This window comes from Actinomadura rubteroloni, assembly GCF_002911665.1.
Taxonomy (GTDB): domain Bacteria; phylum Actinomycetota; class Actinomycetes; order Streptosporangiales; family Streptosporangiaceae; genus Spirillospora; species Spirillospora rubteroloni.
The window spans coordinates 34,243-57,971 of the sequence record NZ_MTBP01000004.1; the positions used below are offsets into that span (position 1 = coordinate 34,243).

General features: G+C 75.1%; 19 protein-coding genes. 8 read left to right on the forward strand and 11 right to left on the reverse strand.

The genetic code is table 11. From position 1 onward, the window contains the following. The first annotated feature begins 263 nt into the window (after positions 1–263). From BTM25_RS24405 to BTM25_RS24415, 3 genes are all read left to right on the forward strand, one after another. Positions 264–1,205 carry a zinc-binding dehydrogenase gene (locus BTM25_RS24405; protein WP_328589673.1) on the forward strand — a complete coding sequence of 314 codons (942 nt, stop codon included), beginning with the start codon at positions 264–266 and terminating at the stop codon, positions 1,203–1,205. 81 nt (positions 1,206–1,286) lie between these two features. Continuing rightward, on the forward strand, positions 1,287–1,754 hold the full coding sequence (locus BTM25_RS24410) for an OsmC family protein (RefSeq protein WP_103565371.1): 468 nt from the start codon (positions 1,287–1,289) through the stop codon (positions 1,752–1,754). A 66-nt stretch (positions 1,755–1,820) separates the two neighbouring features. Further along, entirely contained in the window at positions 1,821–3,089 is a 1,269-nt protein-coding gene (locus tag BTM25_RS24415; RefSeq protein ID WP_103565372.1) for a TerD family protein, read from the forward strand. On the opposite strand, the gene BTM25_RS24420 is transcribed toward BTM25_RS24415, so the two are convergent. The 4 genes from BTM25_RS24420 to BTM25_RS24435 are packed head-to-tail and all read right to left on the reverse strand — an operon-like array spanning position 3,086 to position 6,236. Next, positions 3,086–3,715 (reverse strand): HhH-GDP family DNA glycosylase, encoded by a 630-nt coding sequence (locus BTM25_RS24420; RefSeq protein WP_103565373.1) that lies wholly within the window; start codon positions 3,713–3,715, stop codon positions 3,086–3,088. The genes BTM25_RS24415 and BTM25_RS24420 overlap by 4 nt on opposite strands. A gap of 31 nt (positions 3,716–3,746) precedes the next feature. After that, a complete protein-coding gene (locus BTM25_RS24425; RefSeq protein ID WP_407923410.1) occupies positions 3,747–4,481 on the reverse strand; it encodes a ribonuclease HII in 735 nt (244 codons plus the stop codon). Positions 4,482–4,500: 19 nt separating this feature from the next. Next, on the reverse strand, positions 4,501–5,106 hold the full coding sequence (locus BTM25_RS24430) for a response regulator transcription factor (RefSeq protein WP_103565375.1): 606 nt from the start codon (positions 5,104–5,106) through the stop codon (positions 4,501–4,503). Further along, positions 5,103–6,236 carry a sensor histidine kinase gene (locus BTM25_RS24435; RefSeq protein WP_205648256.1) on the reverse strand — a complete coding sequence of 378 codons (1,134 nt, stop codon included), beginning with the start codon at positions 6,234–6,236 and terminating at the stop codon, positions 5,103–5,105. The genes BTM25_RS24430 and BTM25_RS24435 overlap by 4 nt, the downstream gene beginning before the upstream one ends. Positions 6,237–6,337: 101 nt before the next feature. Between BTM25_RS24435 and BTM25_RS24440 the strand changes: the two genes are divergently transcribed. Continuing rightward, positions 6,338–8,794 (forward strand): AAA family ATPase, encoded by a 2,457-nt coding sequence (locus BTM25_RS24440; protein ID WP_103565849.1) that lies wholly within the window; start codon positions 6,338–6,340, stop codon positions 8,792–8,794. Positions 8,795–8,828: 34 nt separating this feature from the next. Next, the gene (locus BTM25_RS24445; RefSeq protein WP_103565376.1) at positions 8,829–9,872 is read left to right on the forward strand and encodes a DNA glycosylase AlkZ-like family protein; all 1,044 of its coding nucleotides are present in this window, start codon (positions 8,829–8,831) and stop codon (positions 9,870–9,872) included. Here BTM25_RS24445 and BTM25_RS24450 read toward each other — a convergent pair. The 7 genes from BTM25_RS24450 to BTM25_RS24485 form a co-directional block, all read right to left on the reverse strand. Beyond that, complete coding sequence (locus BTM25_RS24450) at positions 9,865–10,725, reverse strand: 5-oxoprolinase subunit C family protein (protein ID WP_103565377.1); 861 nt, start codon at positions 10,723–10,725, stop codon at positions 9,865–9,867. The genes BTM25_RS24445 and BTM25_RS24450 overlap by 8 nt on opposite strands. Positions 10,726–10,951: 226 nt before the next feature. Beyond that, the gene (locus tag BTM25_RS24460) at positions 10,952–11,560 is read right to left on the reverse strand and encodes a 5-oxoprolinase subunit B family protein (protein ID WP_103565379.1); all 609 of its coding nucleotides are present in this window, start codon (positions 11,558–11,560) and stop codon (positions 10,952–10,954) included. Then, positions 11,557–12,309 carry a LamB/YcsF family protein gene (locus tag BTM25_RS24465; RefSeq protein ID WP_103565380.1) on the reverse strand — a complete coding sequence of 251 codons (753 nt, stop codon included), beginning with the start codon at positions 12,307–12,309 and terminating at the stop codon, positions 11,557–11,559. The genes BTM25_RS24460 and BTM25_RS24465 overlap by 4 nt, the downstream gene beginning before the upstream one ends. A 36-nt stretch (positions 12,310–12,345) precedes the next feature. Beyond that, on the reverse strand, positions 12,346–12,726 hold the full coding sequence (locus tag BTM25_RS24470; RefSeq protein ID WP_235828620.1) for a hypothetical protein: 381 nt from the start codon (positions 12,724–12,726) through the stop codon (positions 12,346–12,348). Further along, positions 12,723–15,410: an SseB family protein gene (locus BTM25_RS24475; RefSeq protein ID WP_103565381.1), complete on the reverse strand. Its 2,688-nt coding sequence runs from the start codon at positions 15,408–15,410 to the stop codon at positions 12,723–12,725. Before BTM25_RS24475 ends, BTM25_RS24470 begins: the two co-directional genes overlap by 4 nt. 64 nt (positions 15,411–15,474) lie before the next feature. After that, complete coding sequence (locus tag BTM25_RS24480) at positions 15,475–16,683, reverse strand: SseB family protein (RefSeq protein ID WP_235828622.1); 1,209 nt, start codon at positions 16,681–16,683, stop codon at positions 15,475–15,477. A 103-nt stretch (positions 16,684–16,786) separates the two neighbouring features. Next, the gene (locus BTM25_RS24485) at positions 16,787–18,394 is read right to left on the reverse strand and encodes a hypothetical protein (protein ID WP_407923404.1); all 1,608 of its coding nucleotides are present in this window, start codon (positions 18,392–18,394) and stop codon (positions 16,787–16,789) included. Positions 18,395–18,477: 83 nt separating this feature from the next. Here BTM25_RS24485 and BTM25_RS24490 point away from each other — a divergent pair, with 83 nt between their 5' ends. The 3 genes from BTM25_RS24490 (at position 18,478) to BTM25_RS24500 (ending at position 23,546) form a co-directional block, all read left to right on the forward strand. Further along, positions 18,478–19,059 (forward strand): HhH-GPD-type base excision DNA repair protein, encoded by a 582-nt coding sequence (locus tag BTM25_RS24490; protein WP_103565384.1) that lies wholly within the window; start codon positions 18,478–18,480, stop codon positions 19,057–19,059. Positions 19,060–19,500: 441 nt separating this feature from the next. Further along, complete coding sequence (locus tag BTM25_RS24495) at positions 19,501–21,642, forward strand: SpoIIE family protein phosphatase (RefSeq protein WP_103565852.1); 2,142 nt, start codon at positions 19,501–19,503, stop codon at positions 21,640–21,642. Positions 21,643–21,905: 263 nt separating this feature from the next. After that, positions 21,906–23,546, forward strand: coding sequence for an RNA polymerase sigma factor (locus tag BTM25_RS24500; RefSeq protein ID WP_207657005.1), 1,641 nt, complete (start codon positions 21,906–21,908; stop codon positions 23,544–23,546). Positions 23,547–23,729: the final 183 nt, after the last annotated feature.

The following is a 23,729-nucleotide window of genomic DNA, read 5'->3' on the forward strand; positions in this document are numbered from 1 at the left end:
TGGTGGAGGGATGTTCGTCAGTCTTTCAGGGGTCACTGACGCCTTGGGCACAGACCGGCTTGGACGTTGATGTGCTCGGTGCCTGTCGTCGCCGAGCAGGTGGGGTGAGGATTCGGGGTGGGTGGTTGAGGGGCACGGGAGGTGGGGGTCACGTTGGGTGCGGGTTGACCTCTAGTGCGGTTGAGGTTGGAGGGTTGGGGTGTCGATCGAAAGGGGTGTGGCACATGCGTGCTGTTGTCGTTACGGCGTTCGGGGGACCGGACGTGTTGGTGGCGAAGGAGGTGCCGGAGCCTGGTGTGGGGGACGGGCGGGTGCTCGTCCGGGTGGAGGTCGCCGAGATCAACTTTGTGGAGACGCAGTTGCGGCGGGGGTTCTCGCCGGGGCCGCCGTTGCCCGAGGTGCCGTTCGTGCCCGGCGGGGGTGTCGGGGGGACGGTCGTGGAGGTCGGGGGCGGTGTCGATCCCGGGTGGGTCGGGCGGCGCGTCGTCACGCGGACGGTCGATGGGCGCGGTGGGAATGCCGAGTTCGCTGTCGCGGACGCCGAGTTCCTGGTGCCGGTGCCGGACGGGCTTGGGACGCCCGAGGCCGCCGCTTTGCTGAACGATGGGCAGACGGCGCTCGCGTTGTTCGAGCGCGCCGCGATCCGGCCCGGGGAATGGGTGCTGGTCGAGGCGGCGGCCGGGGGGCTCGGGAGCCTGCTCGTTCAGCTCGCGCGCGGTGCCGGGGCGCGGGTGGTGGGCGCGGCCGGTAGCTCCGCGAAGCTGGACGTGGCGCGTGCGCTGGGTGCCGAGGCGGTCGTGGACTACTCGCGTGACGGGTGGACGGACGCCGTCCGGGCCGCGACCGGCGGGCGCGGGCCCGATGTCGTGTTCGACGGGGTCGGCGGGGCGATCGGCCGGGCGGCGTTCGAGGTCACGGCGCGCGGGGGACGGTTCTCGATTCACGGCGCGTCCAGCGGGGCGGCGACGTCGGTCGACGCGGCGGAGGCCGCCGCGCGCGGGGTCACCGTGATCGGGCTCGATCAGCTCTTCGCGCTGGCCGGTGCGGCGGATGCCCGGGACCGGGTCGCGCGGGTGCTGGCGGACGCCGCGGCGGGACGGCTCCGGCCGGCCATCGGGCGCACGTTCCCGCTCGCGGACGCGGCGGAGGCGCATGCCGCGATGGAAGCGCGCTCGGTGCCGGGGAAGACGCTCCTCGTCGTCTGAGTGCTGCGACGGGGGCGGGCGCGGGGCCGTGCGGCGGCCCCGCGCCCTTCGGCGGTCCGCCGGGCGGTCGACAATGGGGGCATGGCCAGAACGCATCATTACGGACTTGCCGTCACGTGGACCGGGAACACCGGGACCGGGACGAGCGGATACCGCGCCTACGAGCGGGCGCACGATCTGAGCGCCGAAGGCAAGCCGGTCATCGGCGGGTCCTCCGATCCGGCGTTCCGGGGCGATCCGGCGCGGTGGAATCCCGAGGAACTGCTCGTCGCGTCGCTGTCGCAGTGCCACATGCTCTGGTACCTGGGGCTTTGCGCGGCGGAGGGCGTCGTCGTCACCGGCTACGTGGACCGTCCCGAGGGGACCATGAGCGAGGAGCGGGACGGGTCCGGACGGTTCCAGGAGGTCGTCCTGCGTCCCGAGGTGACGCTCGCGCCCGGCACGGACGTCGAGCGGGCTCGCGCCCTGCACGAGCGCGCCCACGAGATGTGCTTCATCGCGTCCTCCGTCAACTTCCCGGTGCGGCACGAACCGGTGTTCGGGGGCTAGGGCGGGAACCTCGGCGGGCGCTCGTCCGTCTCGCTGGGAGGACGGGTCGTCGAGCGAGGAGCGTTCATGTCGTTGCAGAAGGGCGCCAACACGGCGGTGCCTGCCGCCGCGGTCCGGGTCGAGCTGGGGTGGCGCGGTGGTTCGGGGGCGCCCGACGCCGACGCGTCCGCGCTGCTGCTCACGGCGGATGGACGGGTCAGGGACGACGCGGACTTCGTGTTCTACAACCAGCCGGGCCATCCGTCCGGCGCGGTGCGGCACGAGGGCAAGCAGCCGGGGGTGACGGTCCGGGACGTCCTCGCGGTCGATCTGGCGCGCGTCGAACCCGCCGTGGAGCGGGTCGTGATCGCGGCGTCGGCGGACGGCGGCACATTCGCGCGCTTCGCGGACCTGTACGTCCGGGTCGTGGACGCGGCCGACGGCGCCGAGATCGCCCGCTTCGACAGCGCGGGCGCCACGACCGAGACCGCCTACGTCCTCGGCGAGCTGTACCGCAGGCAGGGCGCGTGGAAGTTCCGCGCCGTCGGGCAGGGCTACGACTCGGGGCTGGCGGGTCTCGCCACCGACTTCGGCATCTCGGTGGACGACGCGCCGCCGCCGCCCGTCCAGGACCAGTACGCGCCGCCGCCGCCGTACGAGCCGCCGCCCGTGCAGCACCAGTACGCGCCCCCGCCCGCTGCGGCACCGCCCGGCGCGGGGGCGGGCGGGAAGATCTCGCTGACCAAGAGCGCGCCGTCGGTGTCGCTGACCAAGCACGGCGCGACGTCGGGGAACATGCGCGTCAACCTCAACTGGACGGCGCGCACGGGCGCCGCCCGGGGCCTGCTCGGCAAGCGCCGCCGCGGCGTCGACCTGGACCTGGACCTGTGCTGCCTGTGGGAGCTGACCGACGGACGGCGCGGCATCGTCCACGCGGTCGGCGACATGGGCGCGCTGGACCGTCCCCCGTACGTGCAGCTCGACAAGGACGACCGCACCGGGACCGTCGAGACCGGCGAGAACCTGGTGATCAACCTCGACCACACGGCGAAGTTCAAGCGGATCCTGGTGTTCGCCGAGATCTACGACGGCGCCGACGACTTCCGCGGCCTGGACGCGATCGCCACCCTCTACCCGGTCGGCTCGCCGCCGATCGAGATGCGGATGGACGACTGCGCCGACGCGTCCCGCGACGCCGTCCTCGCGCTGATCGAGAACGTGGGCGGCGAGCTGGTCGTGCGCCGCGAGGGACGGTTCGTACTCCCCCCGCCGGGCCGCCCGCGCTGGGGCAAGATGGCCGTGGACGAGGCGTACAACTGGAAGCTGGAGTGGGTCGCCTCGCGCGGAAAGGACTAGGCGCGTGCGACGGCGTCGGCGAGCTTCTTGTCCCGCGCGACGCGGACGAGCCCGGCCGTGAACCGCGCGACGTCCTTGCCGGGAACGCCCGCCTTGCCGGGGTCGCCGGGCAGTCCGACGCGGTCGGCGCCGCGCAGCGCGAGCCGGTCCACGTAGGGCCGCAGCCACGGCCAGACGGCCTGCGCCTCGCGGCAGAAGATGTCCGCGCCGGTCGGTCCGATGCCGGGGAAGTGCTCCAGCAGCTCGGCGGCGCGGGACCGGTCGCGTCCGGCCTTGTCGGGCAGGCGGCGCAGGTCGCCGCCGTACACGTCGAGGACGATCTCCGCCATGCGTCCGAGCCGTGTCGAGGTGCCCTCGTCGTAGCGGCGGTAGTGGGCGCGGCCGAGCGCGTCCACCCGCTGCTGCCAGCTCAGGCCGGCCATGCCGCGCGGCGTGCCGCCCCCGGCGGCGAACAGCTCGCGCGCGGCGGCGACGGCGATCTTGGCGGAGATGCGGGTGCTCAGCAGGTTGGCGAGGACGAGCAGCTTCCACAGCGCGGCGGGCTGGTCCTTGACCGGGATGCCCGCCTCCTCGGCGTAGGTCTGCCGTCCGGCGTCGTCCAGGAGCTTCTTGGCCTTGGCGTCCATGCGCAGCGCCTACCCACGACGGGCGCGCCGCTCACATCAGGCTGAGCTGGCCCTCGCCGGCGTTCGGGTCGCGGTGCCGCTTGAGGTGCCGCCAGCGCGGCAGGTCGTCCAGATACGACCAGCTCAGCCGGTGGTGCGGCGTCGGGCCCGACTCCCGCAGCGCCTCCTGGTGGACGGGCGAGGGGTAGCCCGCGCTGTCGGCGAACCCGTAGGCGGGGAAGTCGGCGCCGAGCGCGGCCATGTGCTCGTCGCGGTGGACCTTGGCGAGGACGGACGCGGCGGCGACCGTAACGGAACGTTGATCCGCTTTGATCTCGCAGCGCACCCGCCACGGACGGCCGAGGAAGTCGTGCGAGCCGTCCAGCAGCACGATGCCGGGCGGGACGGGCAGCGCCTCCAGCGCCCGGACGGCCGCCCGGCGCAGCGCGGCGGTCATCCCCAGCTCGTCGATCTCGGCGGGCGACGCGGAACCGAACGCGTGCCCGGCCAGCCAGTCCGGCAGGACGGCGGCGAACGCGGACCGATGCGCGGCGGTGAGCAGCTTGGAGTCGGTGAGCCGGACGGTCTTCCCGCCGCGTCCGGGCAGCGACGGCGGCTCGGACAGATCGGTGACGGCCGCGCAGACCACCACGGGCCCGGCCCAGGCGCCGCGCCCGACCTCGTCCACCCCGGCGATGACGGGCGCGCCGCCGAGCGCATCCCGCAGGGCGTGCTCGATCGCGTAGTCCGCCCGCTCGCGCGGCACGGGCGCGGGCGCCGCAAGCAGCTCGTCCATGCGGGAAAGCCTAGAGCCACCCGTTGTCGCGCGCGGTGTGAAGCGCCTCGACGCGGTTGCGGGCGCCGGTCTTCCCGATCGCCGACGACAGGTAGTTGCGGACCGTGCTCTCCGACAGGTGCAGCGCGCGGGCCACGTCGGCGACCGTGGCGCCGTCGGACGCGGCCGACAGCACGTCGCGCTCGCGCGCCGTCAGCGGGTTCGGCCCCACCGACAACGCGGCCGTCGCGAGCGCCGGGTCCACGACGCGCTCGCCCGCGAGGACGCGCCGGATCGCGGCGACCAGGTCCTCGATCGGCCCGTCCTTGACCAGGAAGCCGTGCGCGCCCGCGTCCATCGCGCGCCGCAGGTAGCCGGGACGGCCGAACGTCGTCACGATGAGCACCCGGCAGCCGGGCAGGTGCTCGCGCAGGTCGGCGGCCAGCTCCAGCCCGGTGCGGCCGGGCATCTCGATGTCCAGGACGGCCACGTCGGGACGGGCCGAAAGCGCGGCGGCCAGCACCTCGGCGCCGTCCCCGATCTCCGCGACGACCTCGATGCCGTCCTCCAGCCCGAGCAGCAGGGCGAGCGCGCCGCGCATCATGCCCTGGTCCTCGGCGAGCAGCACCCTGATCACGGCACCTCCGTTGTGAGCCGGACGGTCAGCGCGAACCCGCCGCCCGGACGCGGCCCGGCGGTCAGCGAGCCGCCCGCGTCCGCGACGCGTTCCCGCAGGCCGCGCAGCCCGTGCCCGCCGGACGGCGTTCCGGTGGCGGAACCGTCGTCCACGATCGACAGCACGTCGTCCTCCAGCGTGATCGTGCAGGTCCGCGCGCCGCTGTGCCGGACGACGTTGGTGACGCCCTCCCGCACGGCCCAGCCGAGCAGCGCGTCCGCCCCGGGCGGCAGCGGGTCGTCCGAGCGCCGCACGACCGGCTCGATCCCGGCGGCGGCCAGCGCGGACCGCGCCGCGTCCAGCTCGGCCGCCAGGCCCCGCCCCCGGTACCCGGCGACGGCCTGGCGGACCTCGCCGAGCGCGTCCCGCCCGACGGTCTCGATGTCGGCGGCCTGCCGCGCGGCGAGCGCCGGGTCCCGCTCGGCGATCCGCCGGACGGCCTGCGCCTGCACCACCATCAGCGACAGCGTGTGGCCGAGCAGGTCGTGCAGGTCGCGGGAGAAGCGCAGCCGCTCGCGCTCGACGGCCGCCGACGCCAGCTCCTCGCGGGCGTCGCGCAGCAGCGTGATCACCAGGAACAGCCGGACGACGATCGTGGTGACGAGCCCGGCGGTCAGCGTCGTCCAGGCGGCGGCGGCGACCCCGCCCGTCCCGAGCCCGCCGAGCCACGCCGACCCGGTCGCGACGGCCGTCACGCCGCCGACGCCAGCGAACATCGGCACCTCCAGGCCGCCGCGCGGACGCGGCAGGTGCCCGATCACCGCGCCCGCCGCGACGCCGAGGACGCCGAGCGCCGACAGCCAGTGTCCGCCGAACCAGGCGATCGCGGCGCCCGTCGCGGCGGTCTGGGCGGCAAGCAGCAGGACGGCCGCGCGCAGCGGGCGCCGTCCGTCGAACGCGGTGCGCAGTGTGGCGACGAACAGCACGGCGACCACGGCGACGAGCAGCGCGGCGGCCCAGCGCGGGCGCGCCGACCCCGACACGACGTCGGACGCGGGCCACGCCAACACCACGACCCACACCGACAGGCCGCGCGCGTCCGGCCCGGAGCCGTCGATCCGGGCGAGGTCGAGCGGCGGACGGCGCCTCACCTGGGACTCTCTTGATCCACGCCGCAACCGTACCTGCGGTGTTCCGACGAACCCGCGGCGAAGAGTCCCATTCGGCCGAGTCCTGCGATTTACTCATGGGGATGGCACGGTTCGGCGGCTTCCGCTCCCGCCCGGCGACGGCGATCGCGACGACGGCGCGGGATCTGTTCGAGCGCCTGCGCTCGCGGTACTTCCAGTTCCCCGCGGGACTGCGGTTCCTCGGCGGCCTGGTGCTGCTCGCGGCCGTCGCTGCGGCGGCAGTCGTGCTGGGCGGCCCGGTCGCGCTCGTCGCGGGCGCCGCCGCGGTGCTGCTGACGGTCGGGCACCTGGTGCTGCGGACCCCGGCGGGCACCGCGCTGCTGCTCGTCGTCGCCGGCTGGGTCGCGGTGTCCTTCCCGCTCGACCACCTCTACCGGGCGCCCTACGACGGCAACACGCTCGTCCTGGCGGCGCTCGCGCTGCCCGTCGCGGTCGCGTCGTCGCGGCTCGGCGGGTTCGCGCCGTGGCGGACGGCCCTGCTGGCGTTCGGGACGGGCGGGCTCGTCGCCGCCGCCGGGGCCGCCGTCGCGCCGCGCGCCGGGATCCTCGCGGCGATCGCGGCGATGGCGGTCGTGCTCGTCCACCGGTGGCTGCGGTCGCGGGAGACGGTCGCGGCCGAGGCGTACGAGACGGGCTGGGTGCAGGAGCAGTCCGAGCCGGAACGGGCCGTCCCCGTGCCCCGCGCGTCCGAGCCGCCGTCGGAGGTCGCGGCGGAGGCCGCCCCGGCGGCGGGCGTGCCCGCGGCGTTGCAGGCGGCCTACGAGCAGCGCGTCGCGGCGTCCCCGGGCGACGCGCCCGGCATCTCCGTCGAGGACGCGCTCGCCGAGCTGGAGGCGATGGTCGGGCTGGAGCCGGTGAAACGGCAGGTCCGGTCGATCGCGGCGTCGCTGGAGGCCGCGCACCTGCGCGCCGCCGCCGGGGTGCCGACCGAGAAGCCGATGCGGCACTTCGTGTTCGTCGGGCCGTCGGGGACGGGCAAGACGACCGTCGCGCGCGTCCTCGCCAAGATCTTCTACGCGTTCGGGCTGCTGCCCTCGCCGCTGGTCGTGGAGGCGGGCCGGGCGGACCTGGTCGGCGAGCACCTCGGCGCGACGGCGATCAAGACCAACGCGCTGATCGAGTCGGCGCTCGGCGGCGTGCTGTTCATCGACGAGGCGTACGGGCTGGTCAACGCGGGGGAGGGGCGTTCGGACCGGTTCGGGGACGAGGCCGTCCAGACCCTGCTGAAGCGCGCCGAGGACGACCGCGACCGCCTGGTCGTCATCCTGGCCGGCTACGAGACGCAGATGGACGCCTTCCTCGACTCCAACCCGGGGCTGGCGTCCCGGTTCGGCACCCGCGTCCACTTCCCGAGCTTCCAACCTGACGAGCTGCTGCGCATCGCCGAGTACCACGCCGGGCTGCGCGGCGACCGGCTCGCCCCCGACGCCCGCGCCCGCCTCGCCGATCGGTTCGCGGACGTCCAGCGGCGGGGCATCGTGGACGAGCTGGGGAACGGACGGTTCGTACGGTCGCTCACCGAGGGCGCCGCGCGGGCGCGGGACGTCCGGGTCGTCGGGGACGCCGCGTCCCCGCCCACCGCCGACGACCTCGTCACGCTGCGCGCCGTGGACGTCGACGCCGCCTTCGCCGAGCTGACCGAGCGCTACCGCGGTTTCGCCGAGACCCCCACCCTGGACGAGGCCCTTGGGGAACTGGACGCGATGATCGGTCTCGCGCCGGTGAAACAGCAGGTCCGCGAGATCGCCGCGCAGGCCCGCGTGGCACGGCTGCGGCAGGAACAGGGGCTCGTCACCCGTCCGCCGACCCGGCACTTCGTGTTCACCGGCCCGCCCGGCACCGGGAAGACGACCGTCGCGCGGCTGCTCGGCCGGGTGTTCGCCGCGCTCGGGCTGCTCGCCCGTCCGGTCGTGGTCGAGGCGCAGCGCGCGGACCTGGTCGGCGACCACCTCGGCTCCACCGCGCTCAAGACCAACCGGCTCATCGACTCCGCGCTCGGCGGCGTGCTGTTCATCGACGAGGCGTACGCGCTCGCGGGCTCGGGGTACGCGGGCGGGGACGCGTTCGGCGCCGAGGCCGTCCAGACGCTGCTGAAGCGCGCCGAGGACGACCGGGACCGGCTCGTCGTCGTCCTCGCCGGCTATGAGGCCGACATGGACCGGTTCCTGGCGTCCAATCCGGGTCTGGCGTCCCGGTTCGGGACGCGCGTGACGTTCCCGTCCTACGGCCCCGACGAACTGCTGCGGATCGCTCAGCTCGTCGCCGAGCAGGGCGGCGACGTCTGGGCCGACCGGGCGCTGGACGACCTGGCGCTCGTGTTCCAGCGCGTCGTCGGGCAGGGCCGCGTGGACGAGCTCGGCAACGGCCGGTTCGCCCGCACCCTGTACGAGAAGGCGTGCGCGCTCCGGGCGCTGCGGGCGGCGGAGCTGGGGGACGCCGCGACGACCGCGGACCTGACCGTCCTGACCGCCGAGGACGTCCGGGACGCCTACGCCGGGCTGGGGCGCGTCTCGTCCTGACGGTTCTGTCGGCGGCGCGTGGTTGGATCGGGCCATGCTCTCGGTGACGTGGCCGCAGGTGCTGGCCTGGCGGATGCGACGGCAGTTCGTCACCGACCCCGGCGCGGACACGGCCGCCGGGGTCGCGCGGCGGCTCGGCGGCGTGCAGGCGCAGGTGGCGTCGGCGGCGGAACTGGCGCTCGCGGTGCGCGGCGCGCCGCCCGCCGCTCCGGCGCTCGCGGACGGGTCGCTGGTCAAGACGTGGGCGATGCGCGGCACGCTGCATCTGCTCCCGTCCGACGAGCTGGGCGCCTATCTGGCGGTGTGCGCTCGCGTCCGGAACTGGGAGAAACCGAGCTGGCAGCGGACGTTCGGCGCCACGCCCGCCGACCTGGAGGCCATCGCGGCGGCGGCCGCGGACGCGCTGGCGGGCGGCGCGGTGCTGACCCGCGAGGAACTGACCGCCGCGATCGTGGAGCGGACCGGGTCCGAGCACCTCGCCGAGGTGCTCGGCTCCGGCTGGGGGACGCTGCTCAAGCCTTTGGCCTGGTGGGGCGTGCTCTGCTACGGGCCGCCGCGCGGCACGCGGGTCACGTTCACCGCGCCGGTCGGTGTCTCGTCGCCGCCGCTGGAGGAGGCGGGCGCGCTCGTCGTCCGGGCGTTCCTCGGCGCGCACGGGCCCGGCACGCCCGCCGCGTTCGACCAGTGGCTGACGCGCGGCAACCTGCGCAAACGCGAGGTCGCGGGCTGGTTCGACGGCCTGGAGGACGTCGCGGTGGACGGCGTGCCGATGAAAGCCCGTCCCGGCGACGCCGCGGACATCGCGTCCGGCCCGCCCGCCCCGCCCGTGCGGCTGCTCGGGCCGTTCGACCAGTACGTGCTGGGCGCGGGGACGTCGGCGGGCTACCTCGTCCCGGCCGAACACCGTGCGGCGGTGAGCCGCGCGGCGGGGTGGATCTCGGCGGTCGTGCTGCACGAGGGACGCGTCGCCGGGGTCTGGGAGGCCAAGGACGGCGACGTCGCCGTCACCACGTTCACGGACGTGCCCGCCGGGCCGCTCGCCGCCGAGGTCGACCGGGTGCGGGCGCTGCTCACCTGACCGCGCGGAACCGGACGTTCTGCCCCGGGCGGAGTTGCGCGGCCAGCGGCACGTCGGCGGCGGCGACCACGGCGAGCACCGGGTAGCCGCCGGTCGTCGGGTGGTCGGCGAGGAACAGGATCGGCAGGCCGTCCGGCGGCACCTGGAGCGCACCGGTCACCATGCCCTCGCTCGGCAGCTCGCCGTCGCGGGCGCGGGCGAGCACGGGGCCGTCCAGGCGCACGCCCACGCGGTTGGACGCGTCCGTCACCGCGTAGGGGGCGCCGGTCAGTGTGGCGAGCGCGTCGGACGCGAACCAGTCGTCGCGCGGTCCCGGGCGGACGCGCAGCTCGGGCGTCTCGGGCAGCGTGGGGACGGGGGCGAGGTCCACCGCGATGGGGTCCAGGCCGTCCGCGCGGCCGAACGGGACGACGTCGCCCGCCGTCAGCGGACGCGGCCCGAGCCCCGACAGCAGGTCGGCCGAACGGCTGCCGAGCACCGCGTCCGGCGTCAGCCCGCCCCGCACCGCGACGTACGTCCGCACGCCCCGCACGGGCGCGCCGACCTCCAGCGTCGCGCCCGCCGGGACGCGGAACGGCGCGTTCATGCCCTGCTGCCGCCCGTCCACGGCGACAGGCGCGGGCGCCCCGGTCACCACGGCCCACACCGCGCCCTCCGGCCGCAGGGCGGCGCCGCCGAACGTCAACTCCAGCCCGGCCGCGCCCTCGGGATTGCCCACGAGCCGGTTCGCCAGCCGCAGCGCGGGGACGTCCGCCGCCCCCGACCCGGGCACCCCGAGATGCGCCAGCCCGGCCCGCCCGAGATCCTGCACCGTCGCCAACGGCCCCGCCCGCAACACCACCAGCCCGCTCACGGTGTCTCCCGCAAGCCTGCGGCGCGCTCGATGCCGCGCGCTTCCCTCGTCGCTCTGGTCGCAAGCTCCCGCCGCTCCTCAGTCCAGCGCACGGCGCACGCCTCCAGCTCGCGCTGTGTTCCCCGCGAGCCTGCGGCGCGCCTGATGCCGCGCGCTTCCCTCGTCGCTCTGGTCGCAAGCTCCCGCCGCTCCTCAGTCCAGCACGCGGCGCGCGCCTCCGGCTCGCTCACTGTGTCTCCCGCTCGTCCGCCTGGACGAAGCGGACTCGGGCGCCGGGGGTCAGGAGTGACGGGGGGTCGCGGTCGATGTCCCACAGCGGTGCGTCGGTGCGGCCGAGCAGGCGCCAGCCGCCCGGCGAGGACGACGGGTACACCGCCGCGTACGGGCCGGCGATCGCGACCGCGCCCGCCGGGACGGACGTGCGCGGCGTCGGGCGGCGCGGCACCCGCAGCTCGTCCGGCAGGCCCGTCAGGTAGCCGAAGCCGGGGGAGAAGCCCAGGTAGGCGACCGTGTACTCGGCGGCGGCGTGCCGCGCGACGACCTCGGCGGCGCTGAGGCCGGTCAGGTCGGCGACCTCCGCGAGGTCCGCGCCGTCGTAGACGACCCGGATCTCCACCGGGGGCGCGTCGGCGGCCGTGCGCGGCGGGGGCGCCAGCGCGGCGACCCGCTCGGCGAGGCGGTCCGGGTCGCCGGTCGTCGTGATCAGGACGGTCCGCTCGCCCGGCACGACGTCCACCACGCCGGGCAGGCCCGCCGCGCGGACGGCGGCGTCCAGCCGGTGCGGGTCGGCGGTCTCCACCAGCAGCGCCGCGTCCCCGGCGCGCCGGATCCTCATGCGAACGGCTCCGGCGTGACCCCGGCGGCGACCAGCGCGTCCCGGACGGCCCGCGCCAGCCCCACCGCGCCCGGCGTGTCCCCGTGGACGCAGATCGACCGGGCGCGCACCGGGACCGGCGTCCCGTCGACGGCCTTGACCTCGCCGTCCACCGCCATCGCGACGGCGCGCCGCACCACCGCCTCCGGGTCGTGGATCACCGCGCCGGGCTCGCGCCGCGACACGAGCCGTCCGTCGGGGGTGTAGGCGCGGTCGGCGAACGCCTCCGCGACGACCGTCAGATCGTCGGCCGCCGCGAACACCGCCGAGCCCGGCAGCGTCAGCAGCGGCAGCGCCGGGTCGTACGCGCGGACGGCCGCCGCGACCGCCGCCGCCTGCACCGGGTCCCGCGCGATCCGGTTGTAGAGCGCGCCGTGCGGCTTGACGTAGGCGACCCGTCCGCCCTGGGTGCGCGCGATGCCGTCCAGCGCGGCGATCTGGTACAGGATCTCGGCGGTCAGCTCGTCGGGCGGGACGTCCATCTCGCGCCGCCCGAACCCGGCCAGGTCCCGGTAGGACACCTGCGCGCCGATCGTCACCCCGTGCTGCACCGCGCCCGTGCAGACGCGCCGCAGCGTCAGCGGATCACCCGCGTGGAACCCGCACGCGACGTTCGCGCTCGTGACGATCGAGAGCAGCGCCGCGTCGTCGCCCAGCTCCCACCGGCCGAAGCCCTCGCCGAGGTCGGCGTTGATGTCGATGACCGCCATCCCGCCATTGTCGCGGACGGCGCGGGCCGGCGGCCGTCAGACCCACTCCTCCCGCAGTTCCGCCACGTCGCGCGCCGGCGCCCACGCCTGGTAGACGCCCCGGTCGAAGCACTCCAGGCCGAGCCGCTCCGCGAGGGGTGCGCGTCCGCCGGTGTACTCGACGCGCAGCCACCCGTCGTGGTGGGCGAGGACGAGGAACGGCTCGCCGCGCCACACGCAGCGCGTGGTGACGTACGACAGGTGCTCGACGTCCGCCAGCGGGACGATCCGGACGTACCGCCCAGTCCCCGCCGGGACGAACCCCGTCGCCGCCCGCGTCCCGTACAGCCGGACCTGGGCGCCGCAGGGACTGGCCTCGTAGTCGGTGCCGCCCCAGCCCGCGTAGTAGCCGTGCCGGATCGTCAGCGTGTCGGTCACCGCCGCGCCCCTTCCGCGTCCCCGCCCGCCGTCCGCCGCCACTGCCGCCGGTCCGCGTCGAACCGGGCGATCGGCGTCGCCTCGCCGGACCGGTCGATCCGGTAGATCTCCGCCTCGTGCGGCAGCCGCTGGCTGTCGATCTTGAACTCGGGGATCGGGGGGCCGTCGCCCGGCGCGTAGCCCGAGCCGGGGAACGGCGCGTTCTCGATCACCCAGCCGCCCGGGATGATCTCCATGCTCCACTCGTCGATGCCGCCGAGCGGCGTCCGGAACAGCGTGGGCTTCACGGCGGGCCAGCGCAGCACGTGGATCGTGTCGTCGGACGCCGAGAACGGCGTCCCCTGGTAGGTGAGGCCGAGCGCGCGGACGATCTCGGTGGGCGTCCGCAGGTCCGCGACGTCCTTCAGCCGGTGGACGTACCCCGCGACCAGCTCGTACCCGCCCTCCACGTAGTGCCGGACGTGCTCGGGCCGCAGCACCTTCTGCATCACGACGAACTCCGCCGACGTCGGGCGGATCCGCGTCGGCGCCGCCCGCTCGACGGTCGGCAGCGGCTTGGGCGCGCGTCCGTCGGCGGGCACGGGGTCGGGCTGCGTCATGGACGGCTTGGGCGCGTCGACACGCGTCTCCGACGGCGTGCGCGTCCCCCGGCCCCCGCCCGGCGGGTCCGGCGTCGTGCTCCCCGGGACGGGCGCGACCCGCCGATCGCCCAGCCGCGTCCCGCCCGGCGCCTGCGGCAGCGCGTGCGCCGCCGCCGCATGCCGCTCGACGGGCACTGGCTTCTCCTGCGCGTGCGAGGCCGGCTCGGCCGCCCAGCGCGGCACGTCCCGCAACGGCTGCCGACCGGCCTCGGGCGCCGCGGGCTGCCGCGCCGGAACGTCCGGCACGGCGGGCTGGCGCGGCGGTTCGGGCGGCGTGGGCTGGTAGCCGAACTCCTGCGCCGCGACAGGCTGCCGGGCGCCGGGCCGGTGCGGCGGTTCAGCGTGCTGCGCGGCGGGTTGCCGGGCCGGGACCTCGGGCGTGCCGGGCCGTCGCGGAGCCTCGGACGGCGCGGCGGCGGGCTGCCGCACTGGAACGTCCGGCACGGCGGGACGGCGCGGCGGTTCGGGCGGCGCGACCTGACGGCCGGGCTCCTGCGCCGCAGCGGGCTTGCGCGCCGGGACGTCGGGCGTGCCGGGCCGAGCCGGTTCGGGTCGGTGGCCGAACTCGTGCGCGGCCGGTTGGCGCACCGGGACGTCCGGCCTGCCGGGCTCGGCCGGGGTACGCGGTGAGTCCGGCGCTGCGGGTGTCGGGGTCGGCGCAGGCGTGGTCTGCGGTGTGCGGACGGCCGGTTCGGGCTGCGGGGGTGTGGCGCGGCGCGGTGGTTCGGCCTGGCGGTCCGGCTGGCGCGGCGCGATGTCCGGTGCGGCGGGGTGACTCGCCGGTTCGGGCGCCGGACGGCGCGGGGGCGTGTCCGGCGCGGGGGTCGCGGCGGGTCGGCCCGGCGTGGGCGTGGCCTGCGGGGTGCGGACGGGGGGCTGCGGGGGCGTGGCCGGTGCTGCGGCGGGTCGGCCGGGCATCGGCGTGGCCTGTGGTGTGCGGACGGACGGCTCGGGCTGCGGGGGCGCGGGGCGGCTCGGCGGCTCGGGCACGGCCTGCGGGGCCGGGGGTGCGGGCGGGCGCGGCGGGGCGTCCGGTGTGGTGCGGGAGGGGTCGGACGGGGCGGGCTTCCCCGCGACGCGCTTGTCGTCCGGCTCGGGCTTGGCGGGCGGCTCCACCGACGGCAGCGGCGTCGTCCGCACGGAGGGGGACTCCGGGACGGGCGCCGCCGCGGGACGGGCCGCGAGGTCGGCTCCGGCGGTCCTGGCGACCGTCTCGGCGTCCAGGTAGGCGGCGCTCGGCAGGCCCGGGTCGACCGCCAGGCCCCACTCGCGGCGTGGCCACGCCCGTGCCAGTTCCGCCAGCGTCACCGGACGGTGGTGGACGGCCTGACCGCGCAGCGACCGGTCCATCGCCTCCGGGGAGGTGAACCCGAGGACGTACGTCCCGTCCCCGAACTTGGCGGTGGCGAACTGGTCGGCGGCCTCCGAGCCAGGCTCGCCCGGCACCGGCAGGCACAGCGTGGCCCCGGCGAGCAACGCGAGGTACGCCTGCTCGTCGCCGCGCCGCCGCGCGGCCGTCAGCTCGGCCTCCAGGTCGTCGACGGCGGGCGGCGGGGCGAGCCCGGCGGCCTCCGCGGTCGTCTGCTCGGCCTCGGGGATCGCCAGCGGCAGCCCGAGGCCGGGCAGGGCGAGGCCGCCGCCGTCCCCGGAGGTGCGTCCGGCCTGGTAGACGAGGTCCAGCGGCGACCGGACGCCGTAGACGTCCCGGAACGCGGCGACCATCCGGTCGGCGAGCCGGTCCACCTCGGCGGACTGCAGCGGCGTGAGCCGCATGCGGGGCGGCATCGTGAGCCGGTGCGACCAGTTCAGCCGGTCCCGGCCGTCCGGTTTGCGCCAGCCGAGCGCGCCGAGCCGCCGCTCCTGCCGGTGCGACAGCGGACGCGGCAGGAACGCGCTCCCGACGGCCTCGGCGTCGATCGCGCTCGTGGACCGCATCGCCTGCACGTACGGCAGCCCCGTGGGACCCTGCACGATGATGAACGACCGGACCGGGAGGCGCTGCAACTCCCGGGACAGCCGTCCGGCGAAGTCTTCCCAGTCCACTCCCGCTCCCGCCAATCGTCGACACGGTCTCAGCGAACGGTAGCCGCCCCGCGCCGTTATTGCGTCATTCGGGAGGATGGCCCGGAAGCACGTCCGCGCGGACGGGCGCCCACACGCCGCCGATCGCGTCGTACACGGCGACGGGGACGGCCGTGGTCTCGCGGCCCTCCTCGACGTCCACCCGCCAGAGCCGCGTGCCGTGCGGCGGACGCAGCACCGGAACGTCCTGCACCGGCGGCGGCGACGGCGGCGCGGCCGGGGCGGCGGGCGCCTCGGCGAGCCGGTCGGCGCCGAGCCGCGCGACGGCGGCGGCGTCCAGCAGGACCTCGCTCGGCAGCCCCGGGTTCACCGCGAGCTGCCACGCCGGGTCGGCCCAGGCCGCGCCGAGCTCGGCGAAGGACGTCCGGCGGTACGGTCCGGGCGGCCCGCCGTCCCGGCTCATCGCGGCCGGGGACGTGAACACTGCCACGAACGTCCCGCCGCCGATGGAGATCAGCGGCAGGCCGTACGGCTCGTCGGGCCCGCCCGCGCCCGGCAGGACGAGGTCCGCGCCGCGCAGCAGGTCGAAGTAGGCCGCGTGGTCGCCGCGCCGCCGCGCGTCGGCGAGGAACCCCTCCAGGTCCGACGGGGGCGGGACGGGAGCGGGCGCGGGCGCCGGCTCCGGGTCGGGCACGGGCGCGCCGAGCAGCCCGGCCCCGGCGAACGCCCCCGCCGACCCGTTCACCGCCGACCCGTTCATCCCGAAGTGCCCGTCGTCATGAGTGAAGTGCGGCTCGTCCCGCACCAGCGCCTCGGCGAGGACGGACACGGTCGAGCGCCGCTCGGCGATCCGCGCCGGGTCGGCGGTCTCGATGCCGAAGTCCAGCAGCTCGATCAGCCCGGTGCCGTGCCGGTGGAACGACTCGTAGACGAGGTCGGACGGCCGCCGCACGCCCTGCACGTCCCGCAGCGCCGTCACCATCACCTCGGCCAGCCGCGCGTGGTCGGCGGGCGAGGCGTAGGCGGGCAGTTCGGTCCACCAGTTGCGCGGCGCGGGATCGGCGGGCGGACGCCAGCCCGCCTCGCTCATGACCTCTTCGTCCGCGAGGGTCAGGAGCAGCGGTCCTTCGAGGAAGTTGTTGCTCACCGCCTCGGCGTAGAGCCGGTCCGGCTCGCGCATCGCCTGGACGTAGTGGCGGCTCTCCTCGCGCTCGCGCACGATGAGGATGGTGTCCCGGTCGAGACCCGCCAGCTCGCGCCCCAGCCGCCGGGTGAACTCGGACCACTCCAACAAGATCACTCCTTATGCCCGCGATCGGCCCCCCTGAGCCGCGCGGGAACCGGGGTCCCGGAGTAATGATGATTGTCGCCCCGGACTCCTTCTGGCAAACCGGCGTTCAGCCCGGCGGCGGCTCATGCCGCAGGGCGCCGAGCGCGTCCCGGAGTGCGTCCGGATCGTCGCCGGCCCGTTCGAACGCCCCGATGAGCCGGTGTAGGACGTCATGACGCTCGAAACCGACGTCCAGCAGCGCCTGCGCCGTCTCCCACAACTCCGGCGGATCGCCGTCCCAGAGCCGGGCGGCGAGACGCTCGTGCGCGTCGAGATGTTCCTGGTCGGCCCCCGGATGCTCGAATTCCAGCAGGATACGGCGGTCGGCCGGCGCGGACGGGTCCAGCGCGCCGAGATCGACGACGCCGTGCCGTCCCGACAGCCGGTGCCGTCCGGACAGGAACGGCAGCGCGAAGGCCCGCCGGGGCAGCGCCTCCAGGTCGCCGTCGGGCAGCAGCCGGTCGACCAGCGCGCGGTCCAGCCCGGCGGCGGCCGGGTCGCGGTAGGCGGCGGCGAACCGGACGGTGGCGTCCCAGACGGCGTCCAGGGTCGCGCGGACGCCCTCGTCCGGCAGCCCCGTCTGCCGCGCCGCCCACCGCACCCACGACGCCAGCACGTGCGGGACAGCCTCTTGTTCCGCCGGGGAGAGGAGAACCTTGCGCGGCAGCCAGTCCAGCAGAAACATCTCGGCCTTGAGCGGGCTCACGCGCAGCGGACGGCCGAAGTCCTGCGCGCAGCCGTAGTCGATGATCCGGTCCACGCAGCGTCCCGCCGCCGACAGGTCCGACAGGCCCTCCGCCTCGTCCGACGCCAGGAACCGCGCCGCGAGCGTGGCCCGCCGGTCCCCGCCGTGCGGGACGGGCTGCGGCGCCCGCCCGCCCGGCGGCAGTGCCCGCACCCGCGCCCGCAGGAACGCGTGGTAGGACGCGAAGTCCTCCCCGACGGGCGGGTTCACGGTCGCGTTCGTGTGCTCCAGCGCCCGGTGCAGCATCGCGCGCGTGTCGGCGGGGTCCAGCGGCTCGAACCGCATCAGCGGACGGTCCCGGCTCTCCGCGCGGCACTGCGCCAGCAGGCGTTCCACCCGCGAGGACACCCACGCGTCCCGGACCATCCCGTACGCGGGGACCGTGCCGCGCGGCGTCCGCCCGCCCGCGCCGACCGGCTCGGCCTTCGTCCGGTCCACCAGGACGACGAGCGCGTGCCGCCGCGGGCCGCCGTAGGAGAAGGTGCAGACGATCGACTCGTGGTCGCCGTAGACGTCGCCGGACACGAAGCACTCCTCCGGCATGACCGTCCCGAGCCGGTCCGCCCACGCCGGACGGGCGACGCCGCGCGCCATGAGGTCCAGCGCGGCCCGCTCGGCCTCGGCGGCCTGCCGCGGCGTCCCGAGGTACCCGATGCCGGTGAGCAGCGCGAGCGCGGCCGGGGTGCCGGCGCCGGCCGCGTACCGGACGAGCCCGTCCCCGACGACCTCCTCCACGTCGCCCTCGACGACGCGCCGCCCCCACCACGCCCCGAGGATCCGGCTGACGATCAGCTCGGCGTCCAGCGGCCCGCGCACCGCGAGCAGTTCCCGCGCATGCTGAAGCATCCCCTCGTAGACGAGCGTCATCTCGTCGGGGGGCGGCGGACGATCGGGCTCCCCGGCGGAACGGCGGCTGCTGCGGGGACTCACGCCTCTAGCTTCGCAGATCCGCCGCCCGCCGCGTCACCCCGCGTCCGCGCCCGCCCCCGCGGCCCGCCCCCTAAGCTGGGCACATGCCCACGACGGTCCATCTCGCGCAGTCGCCCGAGGCCGACGCGCTCCTGTCGCGCAGCCCCCTCGCAGCCCTCGTCGGCATGCTCCTGGACCAGCAGATCCCGATGGAGTGGGCGTTCGCGGGGCCGTACACGATCGCGCGGCGGATGGGCGCGGAGGATCTGGACGCGCACGAGATCGCGGGGCGCGACCCGGAGGCGTTCGCGGCGCTGTTGTCGGAGAAGCCGGCCGTGCACCGGTACCCGGGGTCGATGGCCAAGCGGGTGCAGCAGCTCTGTCAGTACCTTGTGGAGAACTACGGCGGGGACGCCGAGGCGGTCTGGCGCGACGTCCCGTCCGGCGCGGAGCTGCTGAAGCGGCTGAAGGCGCTGCCGGGGTTCGGCGACCAGAAGGCGCGGATCTTCCTGGCGCTGCTCGGCAAGCAGTACGGCGTGCGTCCCGAGGGGTGGCGGGAGGCCGCGGGCGCGTACGGCGAGGACGGGTCGCGCCGCTCGGTCGCCGACATCACCGGTCCGGAGTCCCTGGCCGAGGTGCGGGCGTTCAAGCAGGCCCAGAAAGCCGCCGCCAAGTCCGCCCGCTGAGCCGCCGGGCCGGTGGATTCCGGCTGCCGCGGTCGTTCGCTGGGGGTGGAGCCGGTAAAGAGTAGGGTGTCGCTTTACCAGGTTTTTGCCGCATGTTCCGGGTGGTTTCGCGGTGGGATGCCCCCATCCGGACCGGAGGGAACCCGGCGAGCCGGACCCCGATTCATGGCGTGGCGTCGTACCATCTCGTACTTGCCGCCCTCGCGCGCCCGGACCCCGGACACCGCGCGCGGGAGCGACGTCCGAAACCACCGCCGCCGGACGAGGGCCGCGGGACGACGGCGTCCCGGACCTTCCGCCCGCGCCGAACCCTCGGGATGATGAGAACCTGACTTCGACCGGTGTTGTGAGGGAGGCGGGAGCGCTACCGTGCTCCCATTCGCCCATAGTGATGAGAACTCGCCGCGCGGTGCGGAAGCCCGAGGGCCGGAGGTGTCGCTGATGAGCACGGGGACGCCCGTTCCGCATCCCCGCGTCTCCGGGGTGGAGGGCCAGCAGATGAACGCGTCCGACGCCGCGCTCTACACCGCCTTGATGAACGAGGCCCCCGCCGGGATCGCCTTCTTCGACGCGGCCCGCCGCTGCCGCCGCGCCAACGACGCGCTCGGCCGCCTGCTCGGCGTCGCCGCGCGCGACCTCGCCGAACGGCGGCTCGCCGAGATCCTTCCGGCCGAGGCCGCCGCCGCGGCCGAGAACGCGCTCGGCGCCGTCCTGGCCGGGGAGCCCGCGGTCACCGAGACCGAACTCGTCCTGCCCGTCCCCGAGCCGCGCCGTCCGGTGCCCGACGTCCCGTCGCCGGCCGCGCCGCCCGTCACCGAGCGGATCCTCGCCTGCACCTGGCTGCCCGCCCGCGACGCCGACGGCGCGCCGATCGGCGCGGTGCTGACCGCGCTGGACATCACCGACCGCCGCCGCTCCGAGGACGTCATCCGACGCAAGGAGGAGCGGTACCGGTCGCTGGTCGAGGCCAGCTCGCAGATCGTGTGGGTCGCCGCCCCCGACGGGACGGTCCTGGACGACGCGCCGGAGTGGCGCACCGTCACCGGCCAGACCCAGGCCGACTACGCCGAGGGCGGCTGGCTCGCCGTCGTCCACCCCGAGGACCGGCCGCGCGTCGAGGCGCTGTGGCGCGAGTGCGTCGGGGAGAACCGCGTTTTCGAGGGCTCCTACCGCGTCAGGACCAGGACGGGCGCGTTCCGGCACTTCGACGTCCGGGCCGTCCCGATCTGGCGCGGCGGGACGGTCGTGGAGTGGGTCGGCGCGAACCTGGACGTCACCGGCCAGCGCGAGGCCGAGGAGATGCGCGGCCGGCTGACCGAGCAGCTCTCGGCCGCCGCGCTGCGCACCGCCCGGCTCCAGCAGGCCACGTCCATGCTCGCCGAGGCGTTGACGGTCGCGCAGGTGGTGCAGGTCATCACCGAGGTCGGACGGTCGGCGATCGGCGCCGACTACTCGGCGGTCGCGCTGCTGGACGACGCCAAGGCCAACCTGTCGATCGTGGAGTCGTCCACGCCCGGCGACGACACCGGTGAGAGCACCGTCCTGCGCGAGGTGTTCCCCGTCGCCGACCAGACGGTGATGTCGGTGGCCGTCCGCGAGAGCCGTCCGTTCCTCGCCGAGCATCCGAACGTGCTGCGCCTGCAGCTCGGCCGCGACGAGTCGGGCCTGTTCGCCCGGCACGCCGAGGAGCGCGCCTGGGTCGGGCTGCCGCTGCTGGCGGCGGGCGCGGCGATCGGCGCGCTGCGGTTCTCCTTCACCCGGCCGCGCGAGATCACCGACGAGGAACGCGTGTTCCTGGAGGCGCTCGCGGGCCAGTGCGCGTTCGCGCTCGAACGCGCGATGCTGTTCGAGCGCGAGCACCGCACCGCCGAGCAGCTCCAGCGCAGCCTGCTGCCGAGCGACCTGCCGCAACTGCCCGGCATGGTGCTCGCCGCCCGGTACAGCCCGGCGACGCGGCACGTGCAGGTCGGCGGCGACTGGTACGACGTCTTCAAGTTGCCCGACGACCGGCTCGCGATCGCCGTCGGGGACGTCATGGGCAAGGGCGTGCTGGCGGCGGCCGTCATGGGACGCGTCCGCAACGCCCTGCGCGCCCTCGCGCTGAACGACCCGCGTCCCGCCGCGGTGCTCTCGGGACTCGACCGGCTGTTCAGCGCGACCGAGTCCGAGGAACAGTTCACGACGGTCGCGTACGTGGTCATCGACCCCGAGACCGGTCAGGGGACGTTCAGCAACGCGGGCCATCCGCCGCCGCTGATCGTCTCGCCGCACGCGCCCGCGCGGGTGGACGACGTCGAGCCGGGGACACCCCTCGGCTGGCCGAGCGAGCGGCTGCAGACAAGTTTTTCCGTGGAGACCGGCAACACTGTGGTCTTCTACTCCGATGGACTGGTGGAGAACCGTAGGCGTGGGGTGGACGCCGGCCTGGAGGAGCTGGTCGCCGTCGCGGAAGACGCCCCACCTGAAGTGGTAGGAGATCCCGAGAGACTCGTCGACTTCCTGGTCGATCGGATGCTTGCCGGATACGAGCAAGTGGACGATGTGACCGTACTCGCCCTGCACGTCCCGCCCGCGCCCGCGTAAGAAGGCCGCCCGCCGGTGGTGCGGAATGCGGTCCCGTACGTACGAAGGACCGCTCCGCGCCCTCTAAGGTGGGGAGCTACCGAGAAGGACACCGAGGCGGAATGCGCAGCCGTGCCAGAATGCTTGACCCACTGAAGAGCGGGTACGCTGCGTTCCCGCACATGTGGCCCAGCTCGGTGTGTGGTCCCACCCCGTGTGAGGCCGGTCCTGGCCCGTCAGGGCACTTGGGTCAACCAAGCCACACGTTCGTTCGAGAGGTATTTGTGTCGCCTGCTAGCTCGACCTCGAAAGCGTCAGATCTGCACGAGCACGTCATCGCGCAACTGATCGAGCGTGGACGGTCCCAGGGTTACCTCGAAGCCGACGACGTACGCCGTACGTTCGAGGAGGCCGACATCCCCGTGTCGAAGGCCTCCAGCATCTTGCGGAGCCTCAGCAAGGAGGGTGTGACGGTCGTGGTGAGCGCCGCCGAATCCGCAGCGCCGAAGCGTCCGCGCAAGCGCGCGACGACGCCTCCGGCGCGCCGGCCGAAGACCGCCGCTGCCGCCAAGGAGCAGCAGCCCGAGACGGTGACCGCCGTCGTCAGCGATGACGACGAGCCGGCCGCCAAGCCCAAGCCGGTGAAGCCGGCTGCCCGCAAGGCCCCGGCCAAGGCCAAGAAGGCCGCCGCCAAGACCGTCGCCGCCGCGCCCGCCAAGGCCCCGGCCAAGGGCGGCGCCAAGGGCGGCGAGGACCCCGAGCTGGACGACGAGGTCGACGTCACCGAACTCGAGGACCTGAACGACCTCGAGGCCGACCTCACCGACGACGCGGTCGAGCTGGAGACCGAGGAGACCGAGGAGGCGGAGGCCGAGGAGCCCGCCCCCGCCGTTGTCGCCGCGCCCGCCGCCAAGGACAAGCCCGCCGACGGCGCGCCGGTCTCGGAGGAGGAGGCGTTCGTCCTCGGCGACGACGACGAGGACGCCCCCGCGCAGCAGATCGCCGCCGCGGGCGCCACCGCCGACCCGGTCAAGGACTACCTCAAGCAGATCGGCAAGGTCCCGCTGCTCAACGCCGAGCAGGAGGTCGAGCTGGCCAAGCGCATCGAGGCGGGCCTGTTCGCCGAGGAGCGGCTGGCCGCCGACGGCCCGGCGATGTCGGACGAGGACCTCGAAGACTTCGAGTGGATCGCCGAGGACGGCCGCCGCGCCAAGAACCACCTGCTGGAGGCCAACCTCCGGCTCGTGGTGTCGCTGGCCAAGCGCTACACCGGACGCGGCATGCTGTTCCTGGACCTGATCCAGGAGGGCAACCTCGGCCTGATCCGCGCGGTCGAGAAGTTCGACTACACCAAGGGCTACAAGTTCTCCACGTACGCCACGTGGTGGATCCGGCAGGCGATCACCCGCGCGATGGCCGACCAGGCGCGGACGATCCGCATCCCGGTCCACATGGTCGAGGTGATCAACAAGCTGGCGCGCGTGCAGCGGCAGATGCTCCAGGACCTGGGCCGCGAGCCCACCCCGGAGGAACTGGCCAAGGAACTGGACATGACGCCCGAGAAGGTCGTCGAGGTCCAGAAGTACGGCCGCGAGCCGATCTCCCTGCACACGCCGCTGGGCGAGGACGGCGACAGCGAGTTCGGCGACCTCATCGAGGACTCCGAGGCGATCGTCCCGGCCGACGCGGTCAGCTTCACGCTGCTCCAGGAGCAGCTCCACTCGGTGCTCGACACGCTGAGCGAGCGCGAGGCGGGCGTGGTGTCGATGCGGTTCGGCCTGACCGACGGCCAGCCGAAGACGCTGGACGAGATCGGCAAGGTGTACGGGGTGACCCGGGAGCGCATCCGGCAGATCGAGTCCAAGACGATGTCCAAGCTGCGCCACCCGTCGCGGTCCCAGGTCCTGCGCGACTACCTGGACTGACGGATCGTTCGCCGGGTCCGGCCCTCGTCCGCGCTACGGGCGGGGGCCGGACACGTTTCGTGCATGTGTCGGCACGCGGACGGCAGGAGTCCGGACAAGGCTCACTTAAGGAAAACGGCCAGGTCAATTTACTCCTGGGTATGTAACACAGTGTTTACCGCCAAGTAGCTTCCACCGCCTCGC